1 protein-coding gene is annotated in these 254 nt (G+C 67.3%); it reads right to left on the reverse strand.

Features of this window, described 5'->3' with window-relative positions:
* Window positions 1-109: 109 nt before the first annotated feature.
* Complete coding sequence (locus tag ACPYOM_RS23075) at window positions 110-229, reverse strand: FAD-linked oxidase C-terminal domain-containing protein (RefSeq protein ID WP_481347756.1); 120 nt, start codon at window positions 227-229, stop codon at window positions 110-112.
* Window positions 230-254: the final 25 nt, after the last annotated feature.

A 254-nucleotide genomic window follows, 5' to 3' on the forward strand; every position in this document is an offset into this window, starting at 1 on the left:
CCCCCCCCCCCCCCCCCCCCCCCCCCCCCCCCCCCCTCCCCCCCACACCCCCCCCCCCCCAGATTACTACGCGTCTCGTGGGCTCGGAGATGTGTATAAGAGACAGGATCTACGGACACTTCGGCCAGGGCTGCGTCCACTGCAGCATCCCGTTCGAGCTGCGCACGACCTTGCCCGGGTTCATCCGGTTGTCCGGGTCGAACAGGTCCTTGACCTGTCTCTTATACACATCTGACGCTGCCGACGACGGAGAG

The sequence above is a fragment of the Monashia sp. HAY1-2A genome (genome assembly GCF_056755315.1).